The following is a 19179-nucleotide window of genomic DNA, read 5'->3' on the forward strand; positions in this document are numbered from 1 at the left end:
GAGCCGCCATGCTGAATTCCATGAGAAAGCACGGCACCACGCTGGCGGTGTTCGCGGCGGTCACCACCGGTCTGACTGCCGTCGTCTATACCCTGACGAAAAGCACCATCGCCCATCAGGCGGCGCTGCAGCAAAAAGCGCTGCTCGATCAGGTGGTGCCGCCGGAAAACTACGACAACATCATGCAGAACGAATGCTTCCTGGTCAGCGATCCGGCGCTGGGAGACGATGCGCCGCACCGCTTGTACCTGGCGCGCAAAAACGGGCAACCGACCGCCGCCGCGCTGGAAACCACCGCGCCGGACGGCTACTCCGGCGCCATCAAGCTGCTGGTCGGCGCCGATTTCAACGGCACGGTGCTCGGCACCCGGGTGATTGAACACCACGAAACCCCGGGGCTGGGGGACAAAATCGAACTGCGCATTTCCGACTGGATTTCCTTCTTCAGCGGCAAGAAAATCGAAGGCCCGGACGATAAGCGCTGGGCGGTGAAGAAAGACGGCGGCATGTTCGACCAGTTCACCGGTGCCACCATCACCCCGCGGGCGGTGGTCAATGCGGTGCGCCGCACGGCGTTGTATATGGAAACGCTGCCGCCTAAACTTGAAAGCTTACCTGCGTGTGGAGCCAGCGAATGAGTGAAGCCAAAGAATTGATCGTCCAGGGGCTGTGGAAAAACAACTCCGCCCTGGTGCAGCTGTTGGGCATGTGTCCGCTGCTGGCGGTGACCTCCACCGTCACCAACGCACTCGGCCTGGGGCTGGCCACCACCCTGGTGCTGACGCTGACCAACGCCTCCATCTCCGCGGTGCGCCGCTGGGTGCCGAGCGAGGTGCGCATTCCTATCTACGTGATGATCATCGCCGCGGTGGTGAGCATCGTGCAGATGCTGATCAACGCCTATGCCTTCGGTCTGTATCAGTCGCTCGGCATCTTTATTCCTTTGATCGTGACCAACTGCATCGTGGTGGGCCGCGCCGAAGCGGTGGCCGCCAAGAAGCCGGTCGGCCTCTCGGCGCTGGACGGCATGGCCATCGGCCTCGGCGCCACCGGCGTGATGGTGACGCTGGGCTCGATGCGCGAACTGTTGGGCAACGGCACGCTGTTCGACGGCGCCGATCAGCTGCTGGGCGGCTGGGCCAAGTCGCTGCGCATCGAAGTGGTGCATTTCGACAGCCCGTTCCTGCTGGCGATGCTGCCGCCGGGCGCCTTTATCGGCCTGGGGCTGCTGCTGGCGGTCAAATATCTGATCGACGAAAAAATGAAGGCGCGCAAAGCCCGCGCCGTGGCGGTGGAACCGCTGCTGGAACAAGGACGTGCTGAGAAGGCCTGATGAACAAGCAGAAGCGACTGGAAATTCTGACCCGGCTGCGCGACAACAATCCGCACCCGACCACCGAGCTGGTGTATACCACGCCGTTTGAACTGCTGATTGCGGTGCTGCTGTCTGCACAGGCCACCGACGTGAGCGTCAACAAGGCGACCGCCAAGCTTTATCCGGTCGCCAACACCCCCGTCGCCATGCTGGCGCTGGGGGTTGATGGCGTCAAGGAGTACATCAAGACCATCGGCCTGTTCAACAGCAAGGCCGAAAACGTGATCAAAACCTGCCGCATGCTGCTGGAGCTGCACGGCGGCGACGTGCCGGAAGACCGTGCCGCGCTGGAAGCGCTGCCGGGCGTCGGCCGCAAGACCGCCAACGTGGTGCTCAACACCGCCTTCGGCTGGGCGACCATCGCCGTCGACACCCACATCTTCCGGGTGTGCAACCGCACCCACTTCGCGCCGGGCAAGAACGTCGATCAGGTGGAAGAGAAGCTGTTGAAGGTGGTCCCTGCCGAATTCAAGGTCGATTGCCACCACTGGCTGATCCTGCACGGGCGCTATACCTGCATCGCGCGTAAACCGCGCTGTGGCTCCTGCATTATCGAAGACCTGTGCGAGTATAAAGAAAAGGTTTATCCGGAGTCCTGAGTTTGTGGGGTTCGGCAAACCGTACCCCACCGCGCCCTTTCCCCCGCCAACGCCTCTTTTTTATCGGAAATGTGATATCGCGCAGCAGTAACCCCGGCGTTATCGAGGTTTTCAGTGAAAAACTCAGTGCCGTGTTATTTTCAAGCGGAAAATTAGTCGAAAATTGCGGTGAACGTCACGCTTTCGGGATCACAAGGCGTTCACAAATGCCAGCCCCGTTTTCCTAAATTTCTATAATTTTACAAAACGCGCCACATACACAACATTCCAACGGATTAATAACCGTACATACACTGATGCGCTAAAAAATAGCAATTCAGCAGAATATATCCCTGTTTAAAATCCGTATAGCTTTTAATCAAAACAAAAAATCGGCAAACCATTAAAACCCGAAAGTTAATACTGCATAACATTTGCAACATCGCGGCATAATCCTGTGGGCGTTAAATGTAACCGAATATGACAAACTGCTTGCCACGTTGACAAAGATAGTGAACATTAACCGCCGTCCCCATCCTATAACAACGCAAAAGGATGCCGTTCCGCATCAACTTTTGTACTTTCCCGTCCTCCACAGACGGGCTGCGAAAAAACAGAGGTACCAGTGTCAACAGCAAACAACCAACACCCGGAGAGCGTGAGCCTTAACGCGTTCAAACAACCGAAAGCGTTCTATCTGATCTTCTCGATCGAACTGTGGGAACGTTTCGGCTATTACGGCCTGCAGGGCATCATGGCGGTTTATCTGGTCAAGATGCTCGGCATGAGCGAAGCCGACTCCATCACCCTGTTCTCTTCCTTCAGCGCCCTGGTATACGGCTTCGTCGCCATCGGCGGCTGGCTGGGCGACAAGGTGCTGGGCGCCAAACGCGTGATCGTGCTCGGCGCACTGGTGCTGGCCGTCGGTTACGCCATGGTAGCCTACTCCGGCCACGACATCTTCTGGGTCTACATGGGCATGGCGACCATCGCCGTGGGCAGCGGCCTGTTCAAGGCCAACCCGTCCTCCCTGCTGTCCACCTGCTATGAGAAAGACGATCCGCGTCTCGATGGCGCCTTCACCATGTACTACATGTCGGTGAATATCGGTTCCTTCTTCTCCATGTTGGCTACCCCGTGGCTGGCGGCCAAATACGGCTGGAGCGTGGCGTTCTCCCTGAGCGTGGTCGGCATGCTGATCACCCTGGTCAACTTTATGATGTGCCACAAGTGGGTGAAGAAAAACGGCTCCAAGCCTGACTTCAAGCCGCTGCATCTGCCGAAGCTGCTGATGGTGCTGGTCGGCATCGTGGCGCTGGTCGCCATTTCCAGCTGGCTGCTGCACAACCAGGTGATCGCGCGCTGGGCGCTGGCCCTGGTTTCCGCCGGCATCGTTCTGGTGTTCGCTAAGGAAACCTTTGCGCTGCACGGCGCCGCACGCCGCAAGATGATCGTCGCCTTCCTGTTGATGCTGGAAGCGGTGGTGTTCTTCGTGCTGTACAGCCAGATGCCAACCTCGCTGAACTTCTTCGCCATCCATAACGTGGAACACAGCATCTTCGGCGTCGCCTTCGAGCCGGAGCAGTATCAGGCGCTGAACCCGTTCTGGATCATGCTCGCCAGCCCGATTCTGGCCGCGCTGTATAACAAAATGGGCGATCGCCTGCCGATGCCGCACAAGTTCGCTTTCGGCATGATCCTGTGTTCCTGCGCCTTCCTGGTGCTGCCATGGGGCGCCAGCTTCGCCAACGAACAGGGCATCGTGTCGGTCAACTGGCTGATCCTGAGCTACGCGCTGCAGAGCATCGGCGAGCTGATGATTTCCGGCCTGGGTCTGGCGATGGTGGCGCAGCTGGTGCCGCAGCGTCTGATGGGCTTCATCATGGGGTCCTGGTTCCTGACCACCGCCGCCGCCGCGCTGATCGCCGGTAAGGTTGCCGGTCTGACCGCAGTCCCAAGCGACATCAACGACGCGCACGCTTCGCTGGCCATCTACAGCCATGTGTTTATGCAGATCGGCATCGTCACCGCCGTCATCGCTATCCTGATGATGCTGACCGCGCCGAAACTGTACCGCATGACGCTGGACACCACCGAAGACGCCAATCAGAAAGCGCAGGAAGCCACCGCTGCTCGCTGATCGCCGGCAGATTGAGACGTAAATAAAAACACCGGAGTTAACGCCCCGGTGTTTTTTTATGCCCGCAAGAAAAAGGCTTACGCTGACTTGGGCTTGCCGTTCAGGTTGGCCCACATGAATTCGCTTACCAGCGCGCTGTGGAACGCCGCCTGCTGCTTGTCGGCGGCGGCGCTGTGCCCGCCTTCGGTATTTTCATAGAAATAGACCTGCTGATACCCCATCGCCTGCATGCGCGCCGCCATTTTGCGGGCATGGGCCGGGTTGACCCGATCGTCGCTGGTGGCGGTATAGAACAGCACCGGCGGATAGGCCGTCTGCGCCTGAATGTTGTGGTACGGCGAGAAGGTCTTGATGTAGGCCCACTCCTCCGGCTTGCTCGGGTCACCGTATTCGGCGATCCACGACGCGCCGGCGGAAAGCTGCGTATAGCGCTGCATGTCCAGCAGCGGCACTTCGCAGACGATGCAGCCGAACAGCTGCGGATACAGCGTCAACATATTCCCCACCAACAGGCCGCCGTTGCTGCCGCCGCGCGCACCCAGATGCGGCGCCGAGGTCACCTTGCGAGCGATGAGATCTTCGGCCACGGCGGCGAAATCCTCGTAGGCGCGATGGCGGTTCTGCTTGAGCGCCGCCTGGTGCCAGGCCGGGCCGTATTCGCCGCCGCCGCGGATGTTGGCCACCACGTACACCCCGCCGCGCTCCAACCAGGCCGGCGCCTTGCCGCCGAGATAGCCCGGCAGCAGCGGCACTTCAAACCCGCCGTAGCCATACAGCAGCGTCGGCGTGCTGCCGTCCGGTTTGAGATCTTTGGCGGCTATCTGGAAATACGGTACGCGGGTGCCGTCCTTGGAACGCGCAAAATGCTGGCTCACCTGGTAGCCTGACGCGTCAAAATCCTGCGGCGCCTGTTTCAGCAGCGTCGCCTCACCGCCGACGAGGTTGCCCATATACAGCGAGGTCGGCTGCAGGAACCCGCTGACGGTCAGGAAATAGGCATTGCTCTCTTCGTCGATGCCGCCGGCGGAAAGGGTGCTGATGGCGCCGGGATTGCCCAACGGGCGACGTTGCCAGCTGCCGCCCTGCGGCGTCAGCACTTCCAGCCGGTTGACCACGTTATCCATGATGCTGAGGATCAGATGATCGCGGGTGCCGCTGTAGCCACTCAGCGCCTGCTCCGCCGTCGGGGTAAACAGCAGCTGCAGCTCGCGCTTGCCCGCCAGATAGTCATCGAAGTTGGCCGCCAGCAGCGCGCCGGACGGATAACGCTTGCCGCCCACCTCCCAGTCGCTGCTCGGTTTGATCAGCAGCCATTCCCGATGCGTGTCCAGCTCTGCGTCGGCCGGGATATCGATTTTTTTCTGCCGGCCGTCCTGAGTCAGCAAGAAATAGTCGCGGCGATAGAAGTCCAGGCTACGACCGACGAAATCGCGCTCAAAGCCCGGCGTGCGATCGTGATAGGCGAAGACCGCCATGTCCTCGGGCTGCGCTTCGTACAGCGTTTCGGCGGCGCTCAGCGGCGTGCCGCGCCGCCAGCGTTTGGCGATGCGCGCGTAGCCGGACTGGGTCATCGATCCGGGGCCGAAATCGGTGGCGATGAACAGCGTGTCCCGATCGACCCAGGAGACCCGGCTTTTCGCCACCGGCACGTTGAAGCCGTCCTTGACGAAGCGTTTGGCCACCAGATCGAATTCGCGGATTTCGGTGGCGTCACCGCCGTCCGGCGACAGCTGCATCAGGCAATAGCGGTATTCCGGCGCCAGCGGTTGCGAGCCCTGATAGACCCAATCCTTGCCTTCCGCCTTACCCAACGCATCGATATCCAGCACCGTCTCCCAGGCCGGTTTGGCCTTGCGGTACTCGTCCAGCGTGGTGCGCCGCAGCAAGCCGCGCGGGTTGGCCTGATCCTGCCAGAAGTTGTAATAGTACTCGCCGCGCTTGCTCACCCACGGGATTTGGGTGTCTTTATTGAGGATATCCAACACCTCGCGCTCAATGCGCTGAAAGTCTTCGCCCTGGCCGAAACGCGCCACGGTACGCTGATTTTCCTGCTGCACCCATTGCAGCGCTTTTTTACCCTGCAGCTCTTCCAGCCACAGGAATTCATCGCCGGCGGCCGCGCCGCCTTCCGCCGCCATCGCCAGGCGGATACTGTTGGGTAATGAAGTCATCGCGAATACGGCTCCTGCGGTTTGCGCACTGAGTTTAATGAACTGACGTCGATTGGTGACCGGCAAAATCAAGCTCCTTTTGAGTCGGCTGCAACGCCGCCCCGTCGTGGGCGACAGCCTGTGAAATAAGAGTCATTTTCAACAAGGTAGGCGTTTGGCGGCGCGGAGTCAAAGTCCACGGCCGCCGCGTTGAGTCAGGATTGAGGATAGTGGATCAGATCGTGAATACGCACCGTTTGTGAACTGGCGTTGCGGTAAGCGTGCGGCCGATCGGCCTGAAAGCGCATCGCCTCGCCGGCGGCCAGGCTGTGCCATTCGCCGTCTATCGCCAACTCCAACCGGCCGCTGATCACGATGACATGCTCGATCACGCCCGGCTCATGGGGCGACGACTCGCTGAGCGCGCCCGGCGCAAGATCGATGACGAACATATCGAAACCCAGTTGGCGATCGTAGGGAAACAGCGGCACCACGCGCATGTCGGCGTTGTCCTGATCGTACACCGGCAGATCGCCGTAGCGGTGCAGCGTCGCCTGCTGCTGCGCGGGGGAGGCTTCGAGAAAAGCGGAGAACGCCACGTTGAAACCGGTGGCGATCTTCCACAGCGTCGCCACCGTCGGGCTGGATTCGCCGCGTTCGATCTGCCCGAGCATCGCCTTGCTGACGCCGGTGTATTCCGCCGCCTGCGTCAGGCTCCAACCGCGCTGTGCGCGCAGCGTGCGAAGGGTGTGTGCCAAATGGCCGGCAAGTTCCTGCATCCAGTTCTCCTCTGCGTGTCGAGCCCGATTATACCCGCTTGTGCGCTATAGCGCACGGTGCTATGCTGATTTCTCATCGTGCGCTATAACGCACAACCACCGATTGGAGCTTCTCATGCGCCCAACCCTCTCCCTGCGCCATCTGACCCTGCCCGCCGTCATGGCCGGCTTTGTCGCCGTTCTGGTGGGTTACACCAGCTCTGCCGCGATCATTTTCCAGGCCGCCGCCGCCGCGGGCGCCACACCGGCGCAGATCGGCGGCTGGCTGAGCGCGCTGGGGATCGCGATGGGCGTCACCTCGCTGGGACTGTCGCTTTACTACCGTACCCCGATCCTTACCGCCTGGTCGACGCCCGGCGCGGCGCTGCTGGTCACCAGCCTGCCCGGCACGCCGATCAACGAGGCGATCGGCGTGTTTATCTTCGCTTCCGGTCTGATCCTGCTGTGCGGCGTCACCGGACTGTTCGCCCGCCTGATGGACTACATTCCGCAGGCGATTTCCGCCGCGATGCTGGCGGGGATCCTGCTGCGTTTCGGTCTGGACGCCTTCGCTTCGCTGCAGCTCAATTTCCCTCTGAGCGCCGGCATGGGGCTGGCCTATCTGCTCAGCCGCCGTTATCAACCGCGCTACGCCATCGTGCTGACGCTGGCGGCCGGGCTGGCGATCGCCGCGCTGCAGGGCAATATCCAGCTGACACAGCATGCGCCGGCGTTCGCCATGCCGGAATTTATCGCGCCGCACTTCAGCTGGCCGACGCTGCTGGGCATCGGTGTACCCTTCTTCGTGGTGACCATGGCTTCGCAGAACGCTCCCGGCATCGCCACGCTGCAGGCGGCGGGCTACCGCGTGCCTACGTCACCGCTGATCGCCTGGTCGGCGCTGACCGCGTTGCTGCTGGCGCCGTTCGGCGGCTTCTCGGTGTGCATCGCCGCGATCACCGCCGCCATCTGCATGGGGCCGGACGTGCATCCCGATCCGCAGCGGCGCTATATGGGCGCGGTGGCCGCCGGCGTTTTCTACCTGCTGGCCGGGCTGTTCGGCGGCGCCATCGGCCTGCTGTTCAGCGCGTTACCGGTCGCCCTGATCCACACCATCGCCGGGCTGGCGCTGCTCGGCACCATCGGCGGCAGCCTGCAGCGCGCGCTGCATGATGAGAATCAGCGCGACGCAGCGCTGATCGCCTTCCTCATCACCGCCTCCGGCGTCACATTACTGGGCATCGGTTCGGCCTTCTGGGGCATTGTCGGCGGCGCCATCGCCCATCTGCTGTTGTCGCTGCCGCGGCGAGGAACGGCAGCATAAAATACCAAACGCACGCCGCGCATTGACAAGCTCGGCGGCGACGCTTTCACTTGGTGGGCACACTGCGATTCCCGCACGAGGCCCACATGAAAGAAAAGGAACAATGGTCCCAGGTCGATCGCTATATCGCAGACAGCCTGGTAGAACAGGATGATGCCCTGTTGCAGGCGCTGGCGACCAACGCCGCCGCCGGGCTGCCGGCACATGATGTGGCGCCGAATCAGGGCAAACTGCTGCAGCTGTTCGCCCGCATGGTGAACGCCAAACGCATTTTGGAAATCGGCACGTTGGGCGGCTACAGCACCATCTGGCTGGCACGCGCGCTACCGGCGGATGGCAAATTGATCACGCTGGAAGCGGATGAAAGCCACGCCGCCGTTGCCCGCCAGAATATCACTCGCGCAGGTCTCGACGGCCTGGTTGAGCTGCGCGTCGGCCCCGCCATGACCCACCTGCCGACGCTGCACACCCAGACCCCCTTTGATCTCATCTTCATCGACGCCGACAAACCCAGCAACCCCGATTACCTGCGTTGGGCGCTTAAACTCGCGCGCCCAGGCACGGTGATTATCGGTGACAACGTGGTGCGCGATGGCGCAGTTACCGACGCCGCCAGTGCGGATGCCCGTGTACAAGGCATACGCGAGTTCTTCACGATAATGGCTCAGGAACCCCGCTTAACCGCCACCGCCTTGCAAACCGTAGGCAGCAAGGGCTGGGACGGATTTTCTCTGGCTATCGTCAATTTTTAAGTGACAACGTCACCAAGGAAGCCTATGACTGAGAAAGCCGCGCTGTTAGCTCAGCGCTTGATACGCAATGTCGAACGGGTAGATAAGCAACACGATCGGCGACCGCCGCTGTATGACAGCGTCGGCGCTCGCCTCGGCACCGGCACCGCCGCCGACAAGCTGGGCGCCTCCTTCGATTGCGTGGCGCCGGGCATGCGTTCCTGCCCCTACCATTTTCACTACGCTCAGGAGGAAATGTTCATCATTCTGGAAGGCAGCGGTACGCTGCGAGTGGCCGGAGAAATGCTGCCGATCGTCAGCGGGGATGTCATCTTCATTCCGCCGGGCCCGGAATACCCGCACCAGATCATCAACACCTCGGATGCGCCGCTGAAGTACCTGTCCGTCAGCACGCGCGAGCAGCCTGAGCTGGTGATGTACCCGGATTCCGGCAAATACCAGGCGATGGCGCGCAGCGCAGACGGCGAGCAGGTGCGCTACCTGCAGCGCCCTTCAACCTCGCTCGATTACTGGCAGGATGAACCCTGAATCGCCGTCCGGCAGCGGGAGATCCAATGCGCGCGCCGCCAGCTCGGCCACGCGGAAGTCGATATCCGCCGCCTGGCCGTCTTCCATAAACCAGGCGGCGGAGAGCCCCGACCAGGCCAGGATCCATTGCAGCAAGCGCCGGCGCTCCAGCCCGGCCAAGCGACAGACCTGTTCCACGCGCCGCTGGAAAATGGCCGGATCGGTGGCGATGCCGTAGTTGGGATTACAGAAGATATTGGCGTAATCGAAGCCCCGTTCGCCGAACAAGCGCTTGGGATCGATCGCCAGCCAGCCGCGTTCGCCGAAGTCCAGCACGTTGTCATGGTGGATATCGCCGTGCAGCACGCTCTCTTCTCGCGGGCTGCTCAGCAGCTCAGCCGCCGTCGTGGCGCTGAGACGCAGCATGCCGCCGTGCGCCTGCGCCGCCGGCCACAGCGAGCTGAACCACTCCTGCAGCGGGATCAGCTCGGGCAACGGCGCGGCACGCGGCGCATGCAAGGCGGCGATCGCCCGGCACAGGATCTGCGTGGCCTGCTCATCGTCGCCGTCACGCACCATCTGCGACAACGAGCCTTCACCCTGCGCGCGCTCCAGCAGAATGCCGTCGTCGTGCCACGCCAGCACCTGCGCGGCGCCTTCTCCGCGCCACCAGCACATCAGCTGGCCGCCGAAGCGCTCTTCCTGCTCCCGGGCGATCTTCAACATAGCCGCCTCGCCCCGGTAACGCACCGGCATCAGCAGACTGCTGTGGGTTTCGAAGGCTTTGCCGTCCTGTTCCAGTTGCCAGCGTTGCAGGTAGGGAGTAAAAAGCGGGTTCATCGTCTCATGCGTCCTTGTGGCCGATCTGCGCCGCACTGTCACATTCGCGTGAGAGACGACGTATAAAATAAAGAGGGATGATACTCTCAAATATCATCGGTGTGCGGCGTCTGGCCGCCGTTTCCTCAGTATCCTAACCAAGTTTGTCGATTTTATTAACCGGTCTTGCGCGGGGTTTGATCATGACATCATTAAAACGCACGAATTATCCGCAGTTGCCCACGCCGGGCGGCCCCTATGTGCATGCGGTGCGCCACGGCGATCGCCTGTACGTGTCGGGATTGACGGCCTTCGCCACCGACGCGCAAGGCTTGAGCGCGCCGGAACAGACGCAGGAGATCCTCGAACAGCTGGCGACCATCGCCGCCAGCGAAGGCGTGAATCTCAAGGCATTGATTAAAATCAGCGTGTTCCTGACCGACATTGCCGATCTGGCGGGCGTGCGCCCGGTGCTGTTTGACTATTTCGATGGCGCGCTGCCGGCCTGTTCATTGGTAGCGGTCAGCGCGTTGTTCTCACCGCAGGTGTGCGTAGAGATAGAGGCGGTGATGGCGTTGCAATAATGCGCGGCTAGAGCGCGCCCTCATCCGGCACGCAGGGGCCGATCTTGAACCAGGCTTTGGCGATCTGCCCCTGTTCCACTTCGTAGATGGCGATGACATCCATTTTGCCGCGCCCCTGCGGGAAGTTGCGCGTCACCACTTCCTGATCGACCACCATGTTCCCCACCGCCATGCGTTTTATCCGTTCACCGTACAGACTCGGCTCCTGGAAACGCACCAGATGCCGTTCGCGGATCGCCGCCTTGCCGCTGGCCAGCAGCGTGTCGGGATGCTCGTAATACTGCGCGTCGTCCGCCCAGCAGGCCATGAAGGCGTCGATGTCGCGGGCGTTATAGGCGTCAAGCTGTTGTTGAACCACATCCTGCGGGCGTGCCGTTTTATCGTTCATCACATCCTCCTGCCGAAGTTAACCGCCGCATGTATCGAACCCATCACGTTAACCGCCCAGTGCTGCAGCTTGATGACACGGCGAGAATTGAATAAAAACCCAAAAATAGCGAATAAATAACCTATCACGCCCAATGGACAATTCAAGCACCCGCGCACAAATTTTCTGCGCCGCGCCAGGGGCGGTGAAAACCGCATGGCACCGCGCGTTAATCTTTGCGGCGGCGAGGGAAATTCTGCTAATTTAGCGTGAACAGCCTGATGATAACGAAACGCTATGCAGCAAAAACCGGTGTTGGACGAAGCCAGACAGTTAAAGCGACTCAACGCCGCCACGCGGCGTCAATCCCATATGTATAAATGGATCGCGCTGATTGCGGCGCTGGATGCGCTGCTGGTGTTTTGGTATGACCGGGATATGCGCAACGTCACCTTCTCGGGAGCGGTTGCGCTGGTGTGCGGCTATCTGTGGATCCGCGATCGCAACAAGGCCCGGGGTTACCGGCGCGAGTTCGACCGCAAATTCGGCAAGCGCAGCGGCGATTAAGGCTGCATCGCCTCCAGCACTTTAGCGCTGTCGACAATCTGCACGAACTTCACGATTTTGCCGGCGCGCAGCGTATAAATATGCGCAAAAGAGGCGCTGAAGGATTTGCCGGTGGCCCGGTAGGTGCCGTGATAAAAACCTTGCGCGATCACATTGTCGCCGGCGTCGTAAAAGTGGTCGACATCGGCGCGGTAACCTTGCCATTCGCTGCCCAGGCGCTGATGCACGTTCTTGATGATATTTTCCGGGCCGATATAGGTACCGGCGTAGGGGAAACCGGCGGCTTCGGTCCACTCGGCATCGGGGGCCAGCGCCGCCAGCAGATTACGGCCGTTTTCTTCGGAACTGCCTTCATAGGTTGCGCGCACTATCTCAAGAGGGGTTGGCATGTCTCTTCTCCAATGGCTGATGAGGATATTCCGGCCATCCCCGCGGACACAGGCTCTCACCAAGCGGAGACGGCGGAATGCGGCTATTCTAGGTTGCTTGTTTCGCTGCAAAAACCGCAGTTATGACAATAGTGGGTTGCACTTTAGTAAACAATAGCCGTTTTGCTGTCATTCTCCCGGCATCCGGCGCGGCTATGCTGATTGACCGATTTCCCCCAACAGGAGCTGAACGTGTCTTTACCTTCGCTGACGCAAGAGCTGTTACAACCTTTCTCACCCTACCAGGCGCTGGCGCAAACGCTGCTGCCGCTCACCCTCGAGTCGGACGACGGTTCGCATGACGTCGCACATCTGCACCGGGTCTGGAAGAACTGCCGCCGGATCAGCAAGCTGGAAGGCGGCGACCGGCGCATTCTCTGTGCGGCGGTGCTGCTGCACGACGCCGTCGCGGTGGAAAAAAACTCGCCGCAGCGCCATCTGGCCTCGCGCATGGCGGCGGAGCAAGCCACGTTGACGCTGACCCGGCTGGAATGGGCGCCGGCGGATATCGCGGCGGTGGCTCACGCCATCGAAGCGCACAGTTTTTCCGCCGGCATCCCCCCGCAAACGCTGGAGGCGAAGATCCTGCAGGATGCCGATCGCCTCGACGCCATCGGCCTCATCGGCGTGGCGCGCTGCTTCTATATCGGCGGCCGCATGCGCAGTGCGCTGTACGATGCCGCCGACCCGCGGGCCGAACATCGTCAATACGACGACAAACGTTTCAGCCTGGATCACTTCGAAACCAAGCTGTTTAAACTGCAAGACGGCTTCCAGACCGCCGCCGGGCGGCACATGGCCGAACTGCGCACCGAACGCATGCGGCGCTTTGTCGACGATCTGCTGGAAGAGGTGTAATGCCGGCTTACCGGGCATTTTCGTTATGCCTATAACATTTTCGGTCACATAACGCCGCTAAACTGTAAGTCAACTTCACCGAACGGGCGACACAGATGAAAAAGTTGACGTTGAAAGAGATGACGGAAAGCGAACAGCGGGAAGTGAAAACCGAACTGGACAAGGCGCGCAAAAGCCATGGCAGGCCGCTGACCAACGCCGAACAGCACAAGGTCAAGGATGAAGTGGTGGCGCGCATCATGGCCGCCAGAGCGAAGCTCGCCAAGGCGGAGCGTGCAGAACGCAAGGCCAACCGCTACCGGCCGAGCGGCGACACCTTCAGTTGGTCCGCCACCATCGGCTCCCGCCCGCCGCGCTGAGCCGGCCAAACCCTCCCCGCCGCTGCGGGGATTTTTATTTATTAGCCAAACTCATTCCCGCCGACGAATCATGAATAACAATGTTATCAATCTGTTGTAAATTGACAGCCTGATGAAGACTATTCATTATCACCCCACTTCCCCTTTTCGCGAGACCGCCATGGCCTACCCACGCAACGCTGACATGCTGATGACGCCCGCGTTGCCTATTGGCGGTTTGGCGGCGGTAAAATCAAAGAAACAGACGCTCATTTGACCGGGGCGAGCTGTCCCGTCGGATGAGCTGACTGGATGGCACGCAACGCCCCGCCTTCAATTTTCTCATCTGGCTTCTCTGTCGGTCACACAGAAGGAATATTTTATGGCCTCATTTTCGGGTATTTGGGTGGCGATGGTTACCCCTTTCAATCACGATGCCGTCGATCTGCCGGCGGTGAAACGCCTGGCGCGGCACCTGCTCGACGCCGGCATCGAGGGCCTGGTGGTCTGCGGCTCTACCGGTGAAGCCGCCGCGCTGAGCAAAGAAGAACAGCTGGCGGTGCTCGACGCCGTGCTGGACGTGGCGCCCGCCCATCAGGTGGTGATGGGCCTGTCCGGCAATAACATGGGCGCCACGCTGCAAATGCAGCAGGCTATTCAGCTGCGCGACATCGCCGGCGTGCTGATCCCGGCGCCTTACTACATCCGCCCTTCGCAATGCGGCCTGATCGACTATTTCACCCAGCTGGCCGACGCCTCAACCGTGCCGGTGATCCTGTACAACATTCCGCAACGCACCGGCATCGCCATGGAGCTGGCCACGCTGCGCCGGCTCGCACGCCACCCGCGCATCGCCGCCATCAAGGACTGCGGCGGCAACCCTGACGCCACCATGGCGCTGATCGCCGACGGCGAGATCGATGTGATGACCGGGGAAGACAATCTGATCCTCACCACGCTGTGCCTCGGCGGCACCGGCGCCATTTCCGCCGCGGCCCATGTTCACCCGGAACGCTTCGTTCAGCTGACGCAGCAGGTCGCCGCCGGCGATCTGGCCGCGGCGCGCAGCAACTTCTATGAGCTGCTGCCGATGATCCACCAGATGTTCAGCTTCCCCAATCCGGCGCCGGTCAAGACGGTGCTGGCCCAGCAGGGGCTTATCGCCAACGAGCTGCGCTCGCCGATGCAGGTGGCACCGCAGGCGCTGCAGCAGCAGATCGCCGCAACGCTGGCGCAGCTGCAGCCCGCCGAGGCGATCATCGGTTAAATTTGTTAGCTAAGCCGCTGTAATTTTGGCGCTATGGGACTACGATGAGAGGTTAAGCATGCCCGTCATTCGTCATCAACAAGGAGCTTCCGATGAAACTGTTCTATAAAGCCGGCGCCTGTTCGCTGTCCCCGCATATCGTGCTGCGTGAGGCAGGGCTGGATTTTACGGCGGAGAAGGTCGACCTGGCGCAGAAGAAAACCGAGAGCGGCGCCGATTACCTCACCATCAACCCCAAGGGACAGGTACCGGCGCTGCAGCTGGATGACGGCAGCCTGCTGACCGAGGGCGTGGCGATCGTGCAATACCTGGCGGATCGCGTGCCGGACCGCAACCTGATCCCGGCGGCGGGCACCCTGTCGCGCTACCACGCGATCGAATGGCTGAACTACATCGCCACCGAGCTGCACAAAGGATTCAGCCCGCTGTTCAACCCGAAAACGCCCGAGGAATATAAAACCATCGCGCGCGCCAAGCTGGAGCAGCAGTTCAGCTATCTGGATTCGGTGCTGGCGAAGCAGCATTTCCTGTTGGGAAGCCGTTTCAGCGTGGCTGACGCCTACCTGTTCACCGTGTTGCGTTGGGCGTTTGCCCTGCAGTTCGACGTGCGCAAGCACGCCCATCTGGCGGCCTGGCTCGATCGCGTTGCGGCGCGCCCGGCGGTAGATGCGACGCTGAACGCCGAAGGATTGAAGTAAACATCGGGCCCCGGCGACTGTCGCCGGGGCCGAATGCCACTTACAGTTTGACCGCTTTGAACTCGCTGCGCGGCTGCACGATCCGATCCTGCGCCGCCACCACCTGCAGTTCGTACTCGCCCATCTCCTGCGTAGTCAGCATCACCTCATACACGGCGGCGGTGACGTGCTCCAGCGCTTTATCCAGCGCCTCGCCCTTCAGCAGATCCACCAGCAGCAGACCGCTGGTCAAATCGCCGACGCCGACCGGCTGACGCGCGCCGAAGTCCACCAGCGGCCGGCTGATGTGCCAGGCCTCGTCCGCCGTCACCAGCAGCATTTCGAAGCAGTCGGCGTGATAGCCGGCGCGGGCCAGGTGCTTGACCAGCACCAGCCGCGGCCCTTTGGCGATCAGGACGCGGGCGGCCTGCACCGCATCGGCCACGTTGGCGACGGCCATCTGGCTCAGCATCTCCAACTCCAGCAGGTTCGGCGCCATCATGTCGCTGCACGGCAGCGCCTGGCGGCAGTGAAACTCGGCCACGCCCGGCGCCACGATGCAGCCTTTTTCCGGATGCCCCATCACCGGATCGCAGAAATACCAGGCATTCGGGTTCGCCTGCTTAACCTGACGCACGATCTCCAGAATATGGTCGCCCTGCTCCGGCGAACCGATATAGCCACTCAACACCGCATCACAACGTTTCAGCTGATCGATATTGGCGATGCCCTGCGCGATCTCGGTCAGGTGGCTGGCCGGCATGACGCAGCCGGTCCACTGGCCGTATTGCGTATGGTTGGAGAACTGCACCGTGTTCAGCGGCCAGACGTTGACGCCCATGCGGCGCATGGGAAACTCCGCCGCACTGTTGCCGGCGTGACCAAACACCACGTGCGACTGGATAGAAAGAATGTTTTTCATCGGAACAACTGACCTCGCCATGCCGTGTGCATCAGCCCGCGGCGAAATGATAATGGGTGCACAACGCGAAAACGTCATGCCGGCGCTGTTAAAAACAAGAAATGAGAGGAATTTTTATGCTTTCGACGGCGGCATATTGTAGCGAAAAGTCCGATTTAAAAAAAGCCGAGAACCGGCCGACAAGGCAGTAGCAGCTAGAAAAATCAGGCCATCGTCAGACTGGCCTAACATTGCATTTCGACCCTCATGAACTGTAATTGTCTATTCATCCACTATCACTTCAACGTAGCCAGAGGATATATTTCATGAGCTTACTGACACTTCAATTGGGAAAGAAGGCCGATGCCAATACCTTGACTTATTTAGCCAAACAGCTTGAGAAAAGTGCTTATAGTCAAAGTGAGACAGGTGCCTTCGCCGACGCGGCCGCTCTCGATACCTTTAGCCGTTCGCTCGCCAGCGGGGCACCTTCCTTCGAGCAGTTGAAGATGCTGGCCAGCGCCCGCCATTTCCAGCGGGCTGACAACGACGAAAAAATCTACGCTTCGCTGTATCACGAAAATCTGAGTCAGGCCCTCTCCCTGGCCTTGCTACAGAACGCCGGCAACGATCGATATCAAACCAGCATCGAGTCATTCTGCAAGAGGATGCTCCCACTCAACGGCGCTCGTGAGCCTCATTCGACGGATGTCGCCGCCTATCAACTCAAGATCGCTCAACCGCTGAATTACACGCCTATCGCCGAATTGTCGCTCTCCGCCGACGGCATATTGAGTGGCTCGGTGAACACCGGCAGTCAACATCCGTTGAGTCCGGAGGAATTGGCCGCTCTGACGCACGTCTTTCTTAATGTGAATGCCTCGGCTGCCGTTGATTTCAGCCATTCGCCCCAGTTGAAAGAGGTGACCTTGCAGGGGAATGCGCCAACCGATACCACCGCGCTGAACTCACTAAAAAATAAGGGGTTCGCTTTGCGGCTTAATCTGGACGATAACCCTTACTTCAAAACGATAGACAAGATTACATTTGGTACCGAACGAAATGTGGTGATGATCTCCGATAAGTTCGATCTCGCCAATGCCAAAATGGAAATTCTTTTTGGCACCGGTGGTGCCAGTCTGTTTTGGAGTGGCAATGGCGTGAATCATAGCGCCAATATTGTCAGCACGACGTTCACCGCACAGAACTATTTTGATGCGGAGGGCGTTATTTCCGCCAATCTGATCTTAAAGGATATCTATCTGACCACAACGGCAAGCGGTGGTATTGAAGGAATAATCAAAACCAATGTTAACCAGTTCCCATTCTTTCCTCAGATCGATCTGGCAGGTTATCGCGGTACCGGAAACATTTATCTGGATGGCAAATTGATCGCGACAGAAGGCGCCAACGTATTCGATTATGGCGTAATCAACCAAACAGCCAGTATTTATAACGACCGTTATGCAGACGTCACCCACTTACAGCAGGCGCCCCATGCTGTAAAAAGTGGTGACGGTTATTACTGGACGGGAAGTCAAGGGCTTATGCTTTCCGGTTTCGCCGATAATGTACATATCATCAATCTTCCCGTCTTCGACACGCTGCCTTTTCTCACCATCAACGGCGATGCCGGTGCGCAGAGCAAGCTTCACCTGGAACTGGCGCCGGTTACGCCTCCCTCGACGGTATTTGGCCCTTGGGGGGTAAGCATCGGAAATAGCGCCATCGAACGGCTGGACGCAGGAACGCTCAGTTTCACCAGCCATTTCATTGGCACACGGCCGCAAGAAGAGCTGCGGCTGTATGCCAATGGTTCGAAACTCGCCTCGGTGGCGCTGGAAGGCGCCGGCAACAATATTTCCAAGCTCAACATCAGCGGAATAGGAAAGCTGGAAGTGACGGTAAAAGCTGGCTTTAGCGACAGCTTGAAACATATTGTTATTGAACCCATTTTCGATCCCATGAATGAAGGGATCCCGCGCGTTGAAACGGATCTGAAGCTGGATAAGGCCGGCAGCGGCGGCGGCGAGTTTTATAAACTGCTATCCGCACTGAACGACCCGAGCGCCTATGGCAGTATTATCGGCGCACTGGCCGGCGAACAGATCAACATCCAGTACACCAATACTCAGACCCTGACCATCAAAGGCAATACCACGCTGAATAACCTGGTGATGGCCAATCAATACGCGCACCACAACAAAATCAACGTTGAACAAAGCACGATCGATAGCATGGTCACGATTAACACTCTCACGCCGACCGACACGCTTACCGTTGGTGTTCAGGGCCAACAGTGGCTATTCGACAGCGAAAAATCCGGCAATATCGTGCTTTATGGCAGCCTGACGCAAATGGCCGACATCAATACCCTGTTTGATTCATTAACCGTCGCAGACGACAGCACGGCGCAAGATATCTTCGCTCAGGCGCTATCAAAAATAACCCATGGTGCCAGTGAAAATAATCTGCAAAGCGTAGGCGTGCTTAAGCTGGCAACCAATGCATACATTATCATTGATAATAATCACAATAAGCAATTTGACGCTGAGGACATTGTATTCTCCTTGGGAGATATAGATATTTATGAGATTACAGCAAACCTTCATTATCGAGCGCCGACTATTGATCTTGCCGGTACTCCCACCCCATCCGTCACAGAGCTAAGTTTGGTCTAACCCCCTGCGGGTGCGGTCGCCTCAAACGGCGGCCGCATTCTCGCAAGATACAGAATTTCCTTAGGCTCAACCGCATTGCAATCATGTGGATTTGGACTGTACTTGTTG

20 protein-coding genes are annotated in these 19179 nt (G+C 59.7%); 14 read left to right on the forward strand and 6 right to left on the reverse strand.

Annotated features, from left to right (window positions below):
• Positions 1–8: 8 nt before the first annotated feature.
• From rsxG to dtpA, 4 genes are all read left to right on the forward strand, one after another.
• Positions 9–638, forward strand: coding sequence for an electron transport complex subunit RsxG (gene rsxG, locus ACUTSC_RS03595; RefSeq protein ID WP_063989735.1), 630 nt, complete (start codon positions 9–11; stop codon positions 636–638).
• Entirely contained in the window at positions 635–1333 is a 699-nt protein-coding gene (locus ACUTSC_RS03600; RefSeq protein ID WP_038873082.1) for an electron transport complex subunit E, read from the forward strand. The genes rsxG and ACUTSC_RS03600 overlap by 4 nt, the downstream gene beginning before the upstream one ends.
• Positions 1333–1974, forward strand: coding sequence for an endonuclease III (nth, locus tag ACUTSC_RS03605; RefSeq protein WP_197767765.1), 642 nt, complete (start codon positions 1333–1335; stop codon positions 1972–1974). Before ACUTSC_RS03600 ends, nth begins: the two co-directional genes overlap by 1 nt.
• A 604-nt stretch (positions 1975–2578) precedes the next feature.
• The gene (gene dtpA, locus ACUTSC_RS03610) at positions 2579–4093 is read left to right on the forward strand and encodes a dipeptide/tripeptide permease DtpA (RefSeq protein ID WP_197767764.1); all 1515 of its coding nucleotides are present in this window, start codon (positions 2579–2581) and stop codon (positions 4091–4093) included.
• Between the two features lie 77 nt (positions 4094–4170).
• On the opposite strand, the gene ACUTSC_RS03615 is transcribed toward dtpA, so the two are convergent.
• Both ACUTSC_RS03615 and ACUTSC_RS03620 read right to left on the reverse strand, forming a co-directional pair.
• A complete protein-coding gene (locus ACUTSC_RS03615) occupies positions 4171–6264 on the reverse strand; it encodes a prolyl oligopeptidase family serine peptidase (RefSeq protein ID WP_445653095.1) in 2094 nt (697 codons plus the stop codon).
• Positions 6265–6458: 194 nt separating this feature from the next.
• Positions 6459–7022, reverse strand: a complete 564-nt coding sequence (locus tag ACUTSC_RS03620) for a helix-turn-helix domain-containing protein (RefSeq protein ID WP_033638405.1) — start codon at positions 7020–7022, stop codon at positions 6459–6461.
• A 115-nt stretch (positions 7023–7137) separates the two neighbouring features.
• Here ACUTSC_RS03620 and ACUTSC_RS03625 point away from each other — a divergent pair, with 115 nt between their 5' ends.
• From ACUTSC_RS03625 to ACUTSC_RS03635, 3 genes are all read left to right on the forward strand, one after another.
• Positions 7138–8325 carry a benzoate/H(+) symporter BenE family transporter gene (locus ACUTSC_RS03625; protein ID WP_445653096.1) on the forward strand — a complete coding sequence of 396 codons (1188 nt, stop codon included), beginning with the start codon at positions 7138–7140 and terminating at the stop codon, positions 8323–8325.
• 86 nt (positions 8326–8411) lie between these two features.
• Entirely contained in the window at positions 8412–9077 is a 666-nt protein-coding gene (locus ACUTSC_RS03630) for a class I SAM-dependent methyltransferase (RefSeq protein ID WP_197767760.1), read from the forward strand.
• A 24-nt stretch (positions 9078–9101) separates the two neighbouring features.
• Complete coding sequence (locus tag ACUTSC_RS03635; RefSeq protein ID WP_048233594.1) at positions 9102–9605, forward strand: cupin domain-containing protein; 504 nt, start codon at positions 9102–9104, stop codon at positions 9603–9605.
• Here ACUTSC_RS03635 and ACUTSC_RS03640 read toward each other — a convergent pair.
• Complete coding sequence (locus tag ACUTSC_RS03640; RefSeq protein ID WP_197773000.1) at positions 9570–10424, reverse strand: aminoglycoside phosphotransferase family protein; 855 nt, start codon at positions 10422–10424, stop codon at positions 9570–9572. The genes ACUTSC_RS03635 and ACUTSC_RS03640 overlap by 36 nt on opposite strands.
• 182 nt (positions 10425–10606) lie before the next feature.
• On the opposite strand from ACUTSC_RS03640, the gene ACUTSC_RS03645 reads away from it, so the two are divergent.
• On the forward strand, positions 10607–10987 hold the full coding sequence (locus ACUTSC_RS03645) for a RidA family protein (protein ID WP_038874872.1): 381 nt from the start codon (positions 10607–10609) through the stop codon (positions 10985–10987).
• 7 nt (positions 10988–10994) lie between these two features.
• Here the strand turns inward: ACUTSC_RS03645 and ACUTSC_RS03650 are convergent, their stop codons facing one another.
• On the reverse strand, positions 10995–11375 hold the full coding sequence (locus ACUTSC_RS03650) for a nuclear transport factor 2 family protein (protein WP_038874851.1): 381 nt from the start codon (positions 11373–11375) through the stop codon (positions 10995–10997).
• A 276-nt stretch (positions 11376–11651) separates the two neighbouring features.
• Here ACUTSC_RS03650 and ACUTSC_RS03655 point away from each other — a divergent pair, with 276 nt between their 5' ends.
• Positions 11652–11921: a hypothetical protein gene (locus tag ACUTSC_RS03655; protein ID WP_004938382.1), complete on the forward strand. Its 270-nt coding sequence runs from the start codon at positions 11652–11654 to the stop codon at positions 11919–11921.
• Here the strand turns inward: ACUTSC_RS03655 and ACUTSC_RS03660 are convergent.
• Positions 11918–12310 carry a nuclear transport factor 2 family protein gene (locus ACUTSC_RS03660; protein WP_004938379.1) on the reverse strand — a complete coding sequence of 131 codons (393 nt, stop codon included), beginning with the start codon at positions 12308–12310 and terminating at the stop codon, positions 11918–11920. The two genes, ACUTSC_RS03655 and ACUTSC_RS03660, sit on opposite strands and share 4 nt — an antisense overlap.
• Before the next feature lie 201 nt (positions 12311–12511).
• Here ACUTSC_RS03660 and ACUTSC_RS03665 point away from each other — a divergent pair, with 201 nt between their 5' ends.
• From ACUTSC_RS03665 to gstA, 4 genes are all read left to right on the forward strand, one after another.
• A complete protein-coding gene (locus tag ACUTSC_RS03665) occupies positions 12512–13207 on the forward strand; it encodes an HD domain-containing protein (protein ID WP_050596009.1) in 696 nt (231 codons plus the stop codon).
• A gap of 95 nt (positions 13208–13302) precedes the next feature.
• Positions 13303–13566 carry a DUF3811 domain-containing protein gene (locus ACUTSC_RS03670; RefSeq protein ID WP_004938373.1) on the forward strand — a complete coding sequence of 88 codons (264 nt, stop codon included), beginning with the start codon at positions 13303–13305 and terminating at the stop codon, positions 13564–13566.
• A gap of 361 nt (positions 13567–13927) precedes the next feature.
• A complete protein-coding gene (dapA, locus tag ACUTSC_RS03675; protein ID WP_197767759.1) occupies positions 13928–14812 on the forward strand; it encodes a 4-hydroxy-tetrahydrodipicolinate synthase in 885 nt (294 codons plus the stop codon).
• A 92-nt stretch (positions 14813–14904) separates the two neighbouring features.
• Entirely contained in the window at positions 14905–15510 is a 606-nt protein-coding gene (gene gstA / locus ACUTSC_RS03680) for a glutathione transferase GstA (protein ID WP_197767758.1), read from the forward strand.
• Between the two features lie 40 nt (positions 15511–15550).
• Here the strand turns inward: gstA and pdxY are convergent, their stop codons facing one another.
• Entirely contained in the window at positions 15551–16411 is an 861-nt protein-coding gene (gene pdxY, locus ACUTSC_RS03685; RefSeq protein ID WP_197767757.1) for a pyridoxal kinase PdxY, read from the reverse strand.
• 305 nt (positions 16412–16716) lie between these two features.
• On the opposite strand from pdxY, the gene ACUTSC_RS03690 reads away from it, so the two are divergent.
• Entirely contained in the window at positions 16717–19071 is a 2355-nt protein-coding gene (locus tag ACUTSC_RS03690; RefSeq protein WP_197767756.1) for a hypothetical protein, read from the forward strand.
• The last annotated feature ends 108 nt before the right edge of the window (positions 19072–19179 follow it).

This window comes from Serratia sp. TSA_105.2 (genome assembly GCF_052692115.1).

Coding starts and splice junctions, on each gene's coding strand:
- ACUTSC_RS03640 (WP_197773000.1), bottom strand. CDS start 10,424: ATGAACCCGCTTTTTACTCCCTACCTGCAACGCTGGCAACTGGAACAG.
- ACUTSC_RS03645 (WP_038874872.1), top strand. CDS start 10,607: ATGACATCATTAAAACGCACGAATTATCCGCAGTTGCCCACGCCGGGC.
- gstA (WP_197767758.1), top strand. CDS start 14,905: ATGAAACTGTTCTATAAAGCCGGCGCCTGTTCGCTGTCCCCGCATATC.
- ACUTSC_RS03670 (WP_004938373.1), top strand. CDS start 13,303: ATGAAAAAGTTGACGTTGAAAGAGATGACGGAAAGCGAACAGCGGGAA.
- ACUTSC_RS03660 (WP_004938379.1), bottom strand. CDS start 12,310: ATGCCAACCCCTCTTGAGATAGTGCGCGCAACCTATGAAGGCAGTTCC.
- ACUTSC_RS03630 (WP_197767760.1), top strand. CDS start 8,412: ATGAAAGAAAAGGAACAATGGTCCCAGGTCGATCGCTATATCGCAGAC.
- ACUTSC_RS03655 (WP_004938382.1), top strand. CDS start 11,652: ATGCAGCAAAAACCGGTGTTGGACGAAGCCAGACAGTTAAAGCGACTC.
- dapA (WP_197767759.1), top strand. CDS start 13,928: ATGGCCTCATTTTCGGGTATTTGGGTGGCGATGGTTACCCCTTTCAAT.
- ACUTSC_RS03635 (WP_048233594.1), top strand. CDS start 9,102: ATGACTGAGAAAGCCGCGCTGTTAGCTCAGCGCTTGATACGCAATGTC.
- ACUTSC_RS03690 (WP_197767756.1), top strand. CDS start 16,717: ATGAGCTTACTGACACTTCAATTGGGAAAGAAGGCCGATGCCAATACC.
- ACUTSC_RS03650 (WP_038874851.1), bottom strand. CDS start 11,375: ATGAACGATAAAACGGCACGCCCGCAGGATGTGGTTCAACAACAGCTT.
- nth (WP_197767765.1), top strand. CDS start 1,333: ATGAACAAGCAGAAGCGACTGGAAATTCTGACCCGGCTGCGCGACAAC.
- ACUTSC_RS03620 (WP_033638405.1), bottom strand. CDS start 7,022: ATGCAGGAACTTGCCGGCCATTTGGCACACACCCTTCGCACGCTGCGC.
- ACUTSC_RS03625 (WP_445653096.1), top strand. CDS start 7,138: ATGCGCCCAACCCTCTCCCTGCGCCATCTGACCCTGCCCGCCGTCATG.
- rsxG (WP_063989735.1), top strand. CDS start 9: ATGCTGAATTCCATGAGAAAGCACGGCACCACGCTGGCGGTGTTCGCG.
- ACUTSC_RS03615 (WP_445653095.1), bottom strand. CDS start 6,264: ATGACTTCATTACCCAACAGTATCCGCCTGGCGATGGCGGCGGAAGGC.
- pdxY (WP_197767757.1), bottom strand. CDS start 16,411: ATGAAAAACATTCTTTCTATCCAGTCGCACGTGGTGTTTGGTCACGCC.
- ACUTSC_RS03600 (WP_038873082.1), top strand. CDS start 635: ATGAGTGAAGCCAAAGAATTGATCGTCCAGGGGCTGTGGAAAAACAAC.